The following is a 12,431-nucleotide window of genomic DNA, read 5'->3' as shown; positions in this document are numbered from 1 at the left end:
GCTGTTACCCCAGCCTTTTCCTGAAAAGTATGATGGAGATGACGAAGAGGCCCACGGCCATCGCCGAGAGCACCACAATGTCCTCCCAGAGGTACTCGAGGCCCACCCCCTTGAGCATGAGCTTTCTGGTAAAGTCAATATAGTAAGTAGGAGGCAGCATATAGGCCGTTTCTTTACCGGCCTGATCCATGCATATGATGGGGAGCATGAAGCCCGAATACATGAAGGTGGGGACGAGGTTCACTATGGAGGTGATCAATATCCCCGCTATCTGCGTGGGAACGAGAACCGCCACAAAGACACCGATACCTATCACGACTATGACATAGAGAAGGGAGACACCCAGCATGAGGGGAATGTTCCCCCTGAAAGGCACCCCGAATAAGAACACGGAGAGGAATATGAAGAGCAGGCAGTTGGCATAGGTGAGGACCGTGTAGGGGACAGCCTTTCCCAGTATGAACTCGGTTTTGGTGACCGGTGAGCAGTACATGTTCAGTATCATGCCTGTTTCCTTTTCCTTGGTAATGGAGATGGCCATGATGGTCGGCGGAAGAAAGACCAGCACGATGGCGATGACCCCGGGGATGATGAAATCTTCACTCCGGAAAGTAGGGTTAAACCAGGGGCTCACGAAGAGCTCAACGGGCATCCCTGAGCCCGCCCCCTGGCCGGGGCCGAACCGTTTCCTGAAATAGTCGTTGAACACCTTCTCGCTGAAGGCCGCGACAGTGGTGTCAGCGTACCCGCCGCTCATCTGTGCCCTGCTCGTGTAAATGGCGTCTATGATGACCTGGACAGACTGGGGCATCCCCTGCCTGATTCTCTCCTCGAATTTCTCAGGTATCACCAGCACGAGCCTGATCTTTCCCTGCCTGATGATAGTATCGATATCCTCGAACCGGTCGATGTACTGCTTGATCTTGAAGACCTTGCTCGCCGAGAAGGTATCGATGAGTTCCCTGCTTGTCTTTGTCCTGTCCTCGTCGAGGACGCCGATGGGGATGTTTTTCACCTCGAGGGGAAAGCCGTAGGCAAAGAGGAAATAGAGAATGATGGGCGCGATGATGGTGAGAAGGCAGCTCATCCAGTTTCTCACGAGCTCCTGGGTTTCTTTCATGGTTACGGCCCACATCCGGCGCGGAGAGAACATCTCAGATTTCCCCCTTTTCGGCTTTTTCACAGAAATAGACAAAGACATCTTCAAAAGGCATGAGCTTTTCTCTCATGTCCAGGACCTCGATTTTCTGCTCCGAGAGGAGCTGTCTTATTTTCCCTTCATCCTTGGCGCCATCCCTGGTATAGAGATGGATGGTCCTCCCGAATATGTTGCAGAAGCCGAAATGTCTCCCCAGGATGTCATAACTCTCAAAGGGCGCCGTCGTGAGGATTTCAAGCATCAGGCCTATCTCTGCGGTGACCTTCTTCTTCAGCTCCAGGGAAGCTCCCAGGGCTATCAGGCGCCCCATGTGCATCAGGGAGATCCTGTTGCACTGCTCGGCTTCGTCCATATAGTGGGTCGTCACGAGAATGGTGACGCAGATTTTTTGGGAGAGGTAGAAGATGATGTCCCAGAATATTCTCCGGGCGATGGGATCGACGCCTGACGTGGGCTCGTCAAGGAATATCACTTCAGGCTGGTGGATGATGGCGCACCCCAGGGCCAGGCGCTGCTTGATGCCCATGGGGAGGCTGTCGGTGATGATATCCCCCTTCCCCTCGAGGTCGGCCACCTTCAGGATGAGCTCTTTTCTTCTCTGGAGGTCGCTTTCAGGGACACCGTATATGCCCGCGTAAAGCTCGATATTCTCGCCCACGGTGAGATCGCGGTAAAGGGAGAACTTCTGCGACATGTAGCCGATGTTTTCCTTGATCTTCCACTGCTCCTTCATGATGTCAAAGGAGCTTATCTTGCCCGAGCCTTTCGTGGGCGGGAAGAGGCCACAGAGCATCTTTATCGTCGTCGTCTTGCCGGCGCCGTTGGGGCCCAGGAAGCCGAATATCTCGCCGCGCTTCACGTCAAAGCTCACGTTGTCCACTGCCGTGTAGTTCCCGAATATCTTGTAGAGGTTCTTCACCTCGATCATGATATCGTCGCTGCTCTTCCTGCATTGCGTTTTCCCCGGCACATTGTAGAACTCCTCGAGGGCCTCCTGGTTGAATCCTGCGGCCTGCTTCATAATCTTCGACAGGAACACGTCTTCCAGAGTGGGCACCACTTCCTCGATGCGGTTCACCTTGATGTCATGGGCCTCACCGAAGCTCTTGATGGAGTCACCGGCGGCCTCCTGCCCGCTGTATATGGCGTTAAGCTTGATCCCGGCGGGGTAAATGACTTTTATCGCCTCCATATTCTTGAAGATGCCAAGAGCCTTCTGCTGATCGTCCACGTAGATCTCAATAAGCCTGCCGTCGATCTGCCTGGTGAGGTCATTGATATCACCCATGGCCACAACCTCGCCAAGGTGCATGAGGGCCATGCGGTGGCAGCGCTCAGCCTCGTCCATGTAGGAGGTGGTGAGAAAGATGGTGATGTCGTTCTCCTTCAGGATCTTGTTGATGAGATACCAGATGTCCCTCCTGGAGATTGGATCGACGCCGGTGGTGGGCTCGTCCAGGAAGACCATCTTGGGTGAGTGGATGAGGGTGCAGCAGATGCCGAGCTTCTGCTTCATGCCGCCCGAGAGGTTCTTGGCGGCCCTGTCCTTGAAGCGCATCAGCTTTGTCACTTCCAGGAGGTCCGTCTTGAGGGTTTCCCGCTTTTTCGGGTCCACGCTGTTGATCTCGGCGAAGTAATTTACGTTCTCCTCTATGGAGAGCTCGGCGGCCAGCGACAGGCCAAGGCCCTGGGGAAGGATGCCAAGGTGAGGCTTCACCACCTCGGGATCTTTGAGCATGTCGTTCTCCAGCAGAGTCACCGAGCCATCGTTCGGGCGCAGGAGCCCCCCTATGATGTAGATCAGGGTGCTTTTCCCCGCGCCGTCGGGGCCTATGAGACCGAATATCTCGCCTTTTTTCACTTTAAGAGAGACATTCTTGAGGGCCTGAACCTTCCTGAAGCTTTTGGACACACTGGTCACGGTGAGAATTGAGTCCATCAGGCACGTCCTTATTTTTCCGGCTTATCCAGGCCTTCGGTGGAGATGTTCCTGGCCGTGTCAATCTGGGCCTCGCAGGGCATGCCTGGCGTGAGCTTTTTCTCCTTGTTGTCCAGTATCCTGATTTTCACGGAAAAGACCAGCTTGGTTCTCTGGTCCTTGGTCTCCACGTTCTTGGGGGTGAACTCGTTCTTGTCGGATATCTTATAGACGACACCTTCAAAGCTCTGGTCCAGGCCGTCGGGTGTGATTTTTACGGCATTGCCGATCTTTATTCTGTCGCGCCTCTCTGTGGGCATGAAAGCCCGGAGATAGAGCTTGTTGAGGTCAACGACGGTGACGAGGGGAGTTCCGCCTGCAATGACCTCGCCAGGCTCCACTATCTTGTTGATGACGCTGCCGTCAATCGGTGCATAGACGCGGGAGTCCTCAAGGTCCGCCAAGGCAGACTTGAGGGCGTCCTGGGCTTTCGCAAGGCTTTGATGGGCCATTTTCACATCTTTTTCCCGCTGCTCGATATCATAGGACCCGACCTGGGCAAGGTTTACGTTGGCTCTTCCCGCTTCGACCGACGAGGCTCCCTCCTTGATCCCCGCAATGCCGATATTCACGTTGGCATTGGCGACATTAAGGTTTTTTTTCGCCGTGTCAATGGCGGTGAGGGCTTTGTCAACCTGCTTTTTCGCCAGCACAAAATCCTCCCTTGCGGTGATGTACTGTGTCTCGACGGCATCATATTTTGTCTTCGGGATGGCGTCCTCCTTGAGGAGGTTCTTGTAGCGCTGGAATTCCTTGTCATTGTAATCGAGGTTTGCCTTTGCCTTCTTGAGGCTGGCCCCTGCCTGGGCATGGTCCAGTTCGGCCTGCCTGACGGCAAGGACGGACTGGTCAAGCTGCGCCACGCTCTGTTTGTAAAGGGCCTGGGCCTTGTTGAGCTGCGAGGTGTTCACGTTCAGACCTGCCTCTGCCTGATTGACAGAGGCATGGGTTCTTGCCTTGGCCTGCTCCAGCGCCGATTCGGACTGTATGATGCGGCTTTTCCATATCTCAACCTCTTTTTTCGCTGAATCGACGCTGGCCTTGAGCTGCTCGGAGTATATGGAGCCAAGAAGCTGGCCTCTCTTTACTGTATCACCTTCATCGACAAGGAGACGGTCCACTTTTCCCGTCACTTTCGCGCCGGCGTTGAACTGATCACCCTCGATGCGGCCGCTCACGTCGATGATGGTCTTTGATTCTTTCTTTTCGCCCTGGAGCTCCTTGATGAAGTTGCACCCCGCAACAAGCATGAGGCCTATGAAAATGGCCATCAGCACGAGTTGAATAATCCTGTTCTTGTCCATAGTCAACCTCTCGAGTTTAAGTTATCACATGAGATCGGCCCGCTGCCGCGCCTTCACTTCCGCACATCGCCTTTCTGGCTCTCTATGATCCTCGCCGTGTCTTTTCCCATGGCCTGATCAAGGCCCGCCACGGCGATGTGATAGGCATAGAAGGCTGATTGATAATTATATTCGGCCCTCTTCAGATTGGTGAGGGCATCTATGACCTCTTTCTGGGGAGCCACCTGCTGCTGATAACGGAGCTTTGAGATCCTGAGGTTCTCCCTTGCCGATACGATGGCGATCTTTGCCGTCTCCATATTTCTTTCCGCAGTCCTGAGCTGGCTGTAAGCCTCTTTTATCCTCAGCACGACCCTGTCATAGGTGAGCTTTTCATTGTTTCTGAGCTGATCGAGCTCGACCTGCTTTATCTTTGCCTCGTCGGCCTTTTTCCCCCAGTCAAAAAACATCCAGTTGAGGCTCAGCATCCCCGTGAGGAGGCTGCCGGGAATGCCGGGAACGGGCTGCATGCCCGGCGTGTCGCCGTAGGTCATATAATAGGCGGAAAGGTTCAGCGAAGGGGTATATTCCGTTTTTTCCAGCTTCACGGCAAGCTCTCCCTGGCTCTTGAGAAACTGGAAAGCGATGAGCTCGGGGTTCTGTTTCTTTGCAGCTTCGATACACTGCAGAAAGGTGAGATCAAAGACAGCCTTCTCGGGCATGTCCTCGATGGTGATATTCCTGGTGATGTCCATGGACATGGCGGTTTTCAGTGTGGCAAGGGAGACATCGGCGTTCCTTATGGAGTTGGCAAGCTCCTGCTCGGCGTTGGCCTTCTCCACGCGGGCCTCCAGCACGGAGTTCATCGCCACCAGGCCCTGGCGGTGATACTGGTCATTGAGCCTTTCAAGCTCTTCATAGCTTTTAAGGTTCTGGTAAAGAAACTCGATGAATCTCTGGTCCCTGAGCACCGTGTAATAGTAGAGCTTTATATTGGCCACCAGCTCGTTCTTCGCCTGGATAAGGCGCACCTTGGCCACGTCGATGCCAAGCCTGGCGATGGTTACCTGCGTATCGAGCGATGCCGAGAAGAGCGGCATGGAAAACCACGTAGTCCACATGTAGTTGTCCTGGGGGAAGGAGATGCTGTAGGTATCCATCAAATTGGGATCATTTATATCCGGAGCCGATGCGGAGAAAGTAAGGTCGCTGAAGGTCCTGTCATAGGAGTAATTGGTGGTAAACTTGGGGAGCCACTCCTTCTGCACAGCACGATAGCTCAGCTCAGCGGACTTGATGGACATCTTCGCATTGTCATAGGTCCTGTTTTCCTTCAGGGCATAGTCGATAGCCTGGTCAAGGGTGAGGCTGTAGGAGAGGGGTCCCGGCTTTTCAGCGGCCTGGCAGGCCGTCAAAGTTATCAGGCACGAAAAAATTATGAAACATATGACTCTCTGCATAAAAAATGTCCTGAAAGCTGATTGTATCTGAAATTGTGTCGCTTTGCGTCTTGAGATGCTTTGATGAACTGCCGGGATCTCTGCGAAATTTCTATACATTCTCTCATTTTTCCTAAATTCCTTCGCGCAAGGAAAAATGGATATAAGTGCGAATATAACCTGGATTAAGAGAGAGCTTCCTCCGGAGCACCGATGAAAAAAGTCCCCTATAAGATACTTGCCATTGAGGCCGACGGTGAGGACTACGATCACCTCTGTGAGCTTTTGAGCAGCTCCCGCAATGACTTCCACCTCTCCCGGGCGAAGAGCCTTTCCGAGGGATTTGCAAAGCTCTCCAGAAAAAAAGCCGACCTGGTGCTCCTTGAGCTGACCCTCCCTGATTCCAAGGGCATTGAAACCATCGGTTTCTTTTTTTCTCAGGAACAGGCAGTTCCCGCCATAGTGCTCACCGGGATCGATGATGAGAAGGCTGCGATAGAGGCTCTGAGAAGGGGGGCACAGGATTACCTGGTAAAGGGGAAGACAGGCGGCGATGAGCTTGTCCGTTCCATATTTTATGCATTGGAGCGCCAGAGGATGAGACAGGAGATCAGCTCGATGAAGGAGCGCTTCATCAACTCCCTTTCGCTTGATCTCAAGACGTCCCTCACTTCCATCAAGGGTTTTGCCTCGATGCTTGAAGATCCTTTCTATGGCGACATTTCTGAAGAAAAGGCAGAATTCGCCCGCCTCATCGTCTTCTCAAGCGATCTCATGCTCGCGCTGATCAACAATATCGAAAGCGCGGCGAGAATCGAGATGGGCGACATGGGATACCGTTTTGAGGATTTTCTGCTGAAGAATCTTTTCATAGAGCTTAAGAGAATCTTTGAGCCGCAGGTCTTCCAGAGCGGCACCGCGCTTGTCGTTGACTGCCCTCCCCACCTTTATGTATCTGCTGATCTCGAACGGATAAGGCAGGTTTTTTACAACCTGGTGAGCAATGCTTTCCGCTATACTCCCCCTGAAGGCACCATCACCCTTTCAGCCGAGGAGCAGGGCGATCAGGTGCTTGTCATGGTGACGGACACAGGATACGGCATACCGCCCGATGAGCAGGAGAGGCTTTTCAGGAAGTTCACCCAGGGCAGCAAGGAAAAGAGGGGCTCCGGGCTCGGCCTTTACACGGTAAAGTACATAATCGAGGCCCATGGGGGCCGTATTGAGATGGAAAGCGCCCCGTGGCAGGGCACGAAGTTCAGGTTCACGCTGAAGAAGGGGTCGGGGGCCGGTGGCTGGGGAAAGGGGAAATAACGGCAGCCCGGACAGCGAGGTGAAAGTATGGAATACGCTTCAGTGCAGGTCCTTCTTGTGGAAGACAGCAGCGTTGACGTGGCACTTATAAGGGAATACACCAGAGAGCGGCAGGACGGCGATCTTGTCATAAATCTTGATGTGGTGGGCACACTTGCCGATGCATGCGAGAGGCTCTCGGTGCTTCTCTACCACCTTGTGATTCTTGATCTGACCCTTCCCGACAGCGATGGGCTTGAGACCCTCAGCGCCATTATTGAAAAAGCCCGTAAAATCCCTGTGGTGATCCTCACGGGCCTTGACAGTAAAAAGACAGGCATTGCCGCTGTGCAGATGGGTGCCCAGGATTTTATCACCAAATCGGCATTGAAAAGGGAGACACTGATCCGTTCGATCCGCTATGCCATGGAGCGCAGCAGGCTCTCGGAAGAGATGGATGTCATGAGGGAGGACTTTGTCTCCACGCTCACCCACGATCTCAAGACACCGCTCACCTCCATAATCGGCTTTACCGCTCTTCTTGGAAACCCGCAGTTCGGCGGCATATCGGCGGAGAAGCTTGAGTTTAACAACATCATCCACCACTCAAGCGAAGTAATGCTCTCTATCATCGAAAATATCATAACCCTCTCAAAGCTTGAAGCGGGGCACTTGAAGTATCACTTCGCTTCCTTTTCTCTCACCAGCCTTTTCAGCGAGATGGAGCACACTTTCAGCATCGCATCAGGTCTCGGGAAAGTGGCCCTGACTTTCTCATGTCCCCGCGGGGCGGAAGTTTACGGAGATAGTCTCCGCATCAGGCAGGTTTTCCAGAACCTCGTCCTGAATGCCCTCCACCATACCCCACCCGGAGGCTCTATCACGGTGAAGGCCGAGAGGGAGGGCAAGGGCCTGGCCGTTGAGGTGGCCGATACGGGAAAGGGGATTACTGTCGCCGATCAGCAGAAGCTTTTCCAGAAATTCGCGCAGGGGAGCGGGGAAAGCAGGGGCATGGGCCTTGGCCTCTACCTGGTGGATCATATCCTGAGACATCACCGGTCCCGGATAAGCATTGAGAGCGCCCCGGGGGCCGGAACAATGGTCCGCTTTGCGCTTTCCGCCGAGGCCTGGAATGAGTGAGGCTGGCTGCCTGCAGGCAAGGAAAAAGTTTACAATTGAAACGAAACTTTAACTCCCTGGCAATATTTTGTTAATACTTTCTTAAAGATTAGGAAATATAAGCCCTTTATAATGAGAATAGTGACACAAGAAAATGTAATCATTAAAAGTATCATTGAAAGGGGATCTCCCAGATGGCACAGCAGGTGAACAATCCTAATTTCTACGTAAATTCCAGGAACCTCACCATGGAAAACCTGGTCTATGTGACAGGCTCCAACGGGAGGAACATGATAGCTGCCACTACGGAGCTTGGAGTTGATGAGAAATCGAGCGATGTGTTCGTCAGCACCTCTGACGGCGAAACGGGAATATATCATCCCAACCTGGTCAAGGAGTTCGCGAGCCAGTATACTCCCCGTCCCAGGTCGGGCGATGACGTCATTGATGAAGCCAGGGCCGATATCGATTACAACAGTTTTCTCACCAAAAAGTTCTCCCAGAAAAGCGACGAGGTGTTTTCCTCCATAAGGAGCCAGAACCCTGAAATGCAGGAGCAGATCAGGGGCATAATGAGGGACGTCGATGTGAGAGCGCGCTCTGAGGCCGAGAAGATGAAGCTCTCGCCGGAGCGGGAGAAGGAGTATGTGAACCTCCAGACCTTCAAGGCACTCGGCGATTCTCAGAAGGGAACGGAACTCGGGATCCATGCCCGTGAGGCCTATGCCCTGGGGAGCTACAGCAGGGACAGCTTTGATCATACTGTCGCCAAATACGGCCTGCCCCATCCAGGCGATCAGCAGGTCTACAATGCCGCCGACAGAAAGACCGATGAGAAGGCAGTCCAGACGGAAGATCCCCGTATGAAGCAGTATATCGAGCAGCGCCAGGCATTTCAGTTTCTCTCGATGATGAGCATGTTCGGCTCGGGCGGCATGAGCTTTTTCCCCTTCATGATGATGCCTTTCTTCTTCTAGGAAGCTTCAGGGCGCACATGGGTGGACAGCTCCCGCTCACGGCCGTGAGCGGGAGCTGTCCATCTTTTTTGGGGAGGAACCTCTCCTTTTTTGTGTAATTATGGGTGAAACGACCCTGTGCCTCTGAACCACCAGGAGGAGTACTCTGTGCCGGAGAAGGATACCATAAGGCTTGCCTACCAGCCCCGCAAGGACGAGGTGATGGAATACCACGTTGTGACGAGCTCGCTGCAGCATGTCCGGGAAGGCGACCGGGCAGCGACCCATGAATACTGCCTGGAAATGCTCATAGAGGAGAGAATAGTAAGGGAGGTCCCTCCCGATGCCTTTGACGCAGAATTTTCCATAAGGGAGGGCTCCGTCACCAAGAACAGCATGACGACACCTCTCAGGCCGGCGGAGCAGACCCTCACGGTCACTATGAGAAAAAATGGCGAGATTATCGCCTCATCGGTGAGGCTGCCCTTTGTCTATCCCTCTTTTCCTGAGCGGGACCTTTCCCCGGGCGACTCCTGGAGAGGATCGGGCGAGGTCCTCTTCCCTGCAGGCGCTCCGTCGGAGCTCAGGGGGAAAAAAAGGAGCCTGACCTTCGATTATGAATATACCTATGAGGGCCTTCTGCCTATCGGCGATCTGGAGTGCGCCGTCATAGCGGTCTCCTGCCCCGGAACATCACTGCCTGCGGGAGATAACGCTCATGCAAAGATAACGGCGGGGGGAAAAGTCTTTTTTGCCCACCGCCAGGGGAGGCTCCTGGGCTTTCATATGACCACGGCAACCGTTATTGACAGCGGGGATGCCCATGTGGAGAGCCGTGTGACGACAAAGCTTGAATTGGCCGTGTAAAGGGGGAGGATCGTATGGAGGGGTGCTTATCGGTTCTGTGGATTTTGAGCGGCCCTGTGGGTGCATGGTGGGTATACCAGGACGCAGTGAAATCAAACAAGGCGGCAGGTGAGGCCCTCGGGTGGGCAATCTTCACTTTTTTTGCGCCTGTATGCAGCCTGCCGATCTACCTTATCACCAAGGCATCAACAGTACAGGCCACTGGAGCCTCGATCTTCACGGAAACATCGTCCACCGGTGGGTCCCTTGTCTATCCCGGGGCAAGGAAAGCCCAGGATGTCGGCGGGATCAATGCTCTACCGGAGCCTCCCGTGGCAAGCCAGACACGGCCCAGACCTGTTGAAGACAAAAAGACAAAGATGATAGAGCCGGTGAAGAAGAAACAGAAAACCATCTTCGACGCGATAATGTCAGAGGACATGGGAGCCCTCGGCGATCTTCTGGGAAAGGGAACGGACATCAGCGGCAAGAACAGCGACGGTCTCACACCGATGCTCTTTGCCGCCTGCAATGGCAGAGTCAAGGCTGCCATGTTTCTCCTTGATCATGGCGCATCGGTGACGGACCAGGACAAGAACGGCGCCACGGCCCTTCATTGGGCCGCTCATGGCACCCATGGAGATCTGGTGGATATGCTTGTTGCCAAGGGCGCTGTCTTGGACGACCAGGATGCAACGGGCAGGACGCCCCTTCACTGGGTTGCCCTTGAGGGCAAGGGGGAAATGTGCGTGAAGCTTGTCTCCCATGGGGCCGATATCAATGCCCAGGATTTTGAAGGCAAAACACCTCTTCACGTTGCCGTGGGGCAGGGGCGTGTCGATATGGCGGAGGTCCTTCTCGCCGGCGGCGCCGATGTGAACGCCAAGGACTACGAAGGGAAGTCGCCCATCTTCAAGGCAGCCCTTGGTGACAAGAAGGATGCCGTGGAATTTCTCGTGGGCAAGGGCGCTGATATCAACGCCAAGGACAATGACGGCCAGACTCTTCTCACCGCGGTGGTGGGGGCAGGGAAAAGCGAGATTGCCGACTACCTGCGAGTGACAGGGGCCTGGTTTTAGAGGTGATGCAATGAACGTGATATTCCTCTCCCCCCACTTCCCGCCGCAGTACCATCTTTTCTGCGCCGCCCTCAAGAAAAGGGGAGCCAATATCATAGGAATCGCCGATGAGGCCTTTGAGCGCCTCGGGAACGGCGCTGTCTCTTCGCTTACTGAGTACTACAGAGTCGATTCCATGGAGTCTTACGACAGTCTTCTCCGGGCCGTGGCCTATGTGACCCATAAATACGGGAAGGTGGACCGCCTTGACTCCCATAACGAGTACTGGCTCGAAAAGGAGGCGAAGCTCAGGACCGACTTCAACATACCCGGCATAAAAGCCGACAAGATCAATGATATCAAGCTGAAATCAAGAATGAAGAAGCTTTACAGGGCAGGGGGCATCGATGTGGCAAAGGGAAAGGTCGTCACCACCCTTCCCGAAGCGAAGGAGTTCCTCAGTGAAGCGGGATATCCCGTGGTGGTGAAGCCCGATAATGGCGTGGGCGCATCGAATACAAAAAGAATCAACAATGACGGGGAGCTTGAGCACTTTTTCTCATCAAATCCCCCTAATTCATACTTTATTGAGGAATATGTCTTCGGCGATACCTGCACTTTTGACGGCCTCGCCGACAGGGAGGGGAACCCCGTCTTTTATACCTCTCATGTCTATAACAAGGGAATCATGGAGGCGATACAGGAGGGAGACCATGTCTATTACTACTCCCTGCGCTCAATTCCCGCTGATCTCGTGGAGGCAGGGAAAAAGACCCTCAAGGCCTTCGGGGTGAAGGAGAGGTTTTTCCACCTGGAATACTTCAGGACCCACAGGGATGGAAAGCTCATGGGGCTTGAAGTGAACGTCCGCCCCCCCGGGGGCTTTACCACTGACATGTTCAATTATGCCACCGATATTGATATTTACGGGGAGTGGGCGAACCTCATCATGACGGGCGAGTTCAAGGCGCGGTATACAAGGAAATATTACTGCTGCTATATCGGGAGAAAAGCCTGCAAGCACTATGTGCACTCCCATGAGGATGTGCTCAGGACCTGGGGAAATCACGTGGTGAAGGATGGCGCCATGCCGTCCCTCTTTGCCCCGGCAATGGGGGACACTTACTTTATCATAAGATCTGAAGACATGGACACCATGAAGGCCATGCTCGAGTATATTCACAGTACCGGGTAAAGGGCGGCAGGGGGGCAGGCAATGAACAAAGCGGAGAACATTGAACTCCGCATGAAGGCCATGCTCGAGTATATTCACAGTACCGGGTAAAGGGCGGCAGGGGGG

General features: G+C 53.9%; 10 protein-coding genes. 6 read left to right on the top strand and 4 right to left on the bottom strand.

From position 1 onward, the window contains the following. Window positions 1-4 precede the first annotated feature (4 nt). Genes RDV48_13960 through RDV48_13945 form a run of 4 tightly spaced genes read right to left on the bottom strand, consistent with a single transcriptional unit; the run spans window position 5 to window position 5,880 of the window. Entirely contained in the window at window positions 5-1,153 is a 1,149-nt protein-coding gene (locus RDV48_13960) for an ABC transporter permease (GenBank protein ID MDQ7823900.1), read from the bottom strand. 1 nt (window position 1,154) lies between these two features. Continuing rightward, a complete protein-coding gene (locus RDV48_13955; protein ID MDQ7823899.1) occupies window positions 1,155-3,098 on the bottom strand; it encodes an ATP-binding cassette domain-containing protein in 1,944 nt (647 codons plus the stop codon). Window positions 3,099-3,109: 11 nt separating this feature from the next. Further along, entirely contained in the window at window positions 3,110-4,441 is a 1,332-nt protein-coding gene (locus tag RDV48_13950) for an HlyD family efflux transporter periplasmic adaptor subunit (GenBank protein ID MDQ7823898.1), read from the bottom strand. A gap of 53 nt (window positions 4,442-4,494) precedes the next feature. Beyond that, complete coding sequence (locus RDV48_13945) at window positions 4,495-5,880, bottom strand: TolC family protein (GenBank protein ID MDQ7823897.1); 1,386 nt, start codon at window positions 5,878-5,880, stop codon at window positions 4,495-4,497. 192 nt (window positions 5,881-6,072) lie between these two features. Between RDV48_13945 and RDV48_13940 the strand changes: the two genes are divergently transcribed. From RDV48_13940 to RDV48_13915, 6 genes are all read left to right on the top strand, one after another. Beyond that, window positions 6,073-7,173, top strand: a complete 1,101-nt coding sequence (locus RDV48_13940; GenBank protein ID MDQ7823896.1) for a hybrid sensor histidine kinase/response regulator — start codon at window positions 6,073-6,075, stop codon at window positions 7,171-7,173. Between the two features lie 27 nt (window positions 7,174-7,200). After that, window positions 7,201-8,292, top strand: coding sequence for a hybrid sensor histidine kinase/response regulator (locus tag RDV48_13935; GenBank protein ID MDQ7823895.1), 1,092 nt, complete (start codon window positions 7,201-7,203; stop codon window positions 8,290-8,292). A 173-nt stretch (window positions 8,293-8,465) separates the two neighbouring features. Continuing rightward, entirely contained in the window at window positions 8,466-9,248 is a 783-nt protein-coding gene (locus RDV48_13930; protein ID MDQ7823894.1) for a hypothetical protein, read from the top strand. 147 nt (window positions 9,249-9,395) lie between these two features. Then, window positions 9,396-10,094, top strand: a complete 699-nt coding sequence (locus RDV48_13925; GenBank protein MDQ7823893.1) for a hypothetical protein — start codon at window positions 9,396-9,398, stop codon at window positions 10,092-10,094. A gap of 14 nt (window positions 10,095-10,108) precedes the next feature. Further along, window positions 10,109-11,152, top strand: a complete 1,044-nt coding sequence (locus RDV48_13920) for an ankyrin repeat domain-containing protein (protein MDQ7823892.1) — start codon at window positions 10,109-10,111, stop codon at window positions 11,150-11,152. Between the two features lie 10 nt (window positions 11,153-11,162). After that, entirely contained in the window at window positions 11,163-12,326 is a 1,164-nt protein-coding gene (locus tag RDV48_13915) for an ATP-grasp domain-containing protein (protein MDQ7823891.1), read from the top strand. The last annotated feature ends 105 nt before the right edge of the window (window positions 12,327-12,431 follow it).

Source organism: Candidatus Eremiobacterota bacterium (genome assembly GCA_031082125.1).
In the GTDB taxonomy this organism is placed as follows: domain Bacteria; phylum Vulcanimicrobiota; class CADAWZ01; order CADAWZ01; family Ess09-12; genus Ess09-12.
Note: the sequence above shows the minus strand (reverse complement) of the source record. Positions and strands in the feature narration are given on the sequence as shown.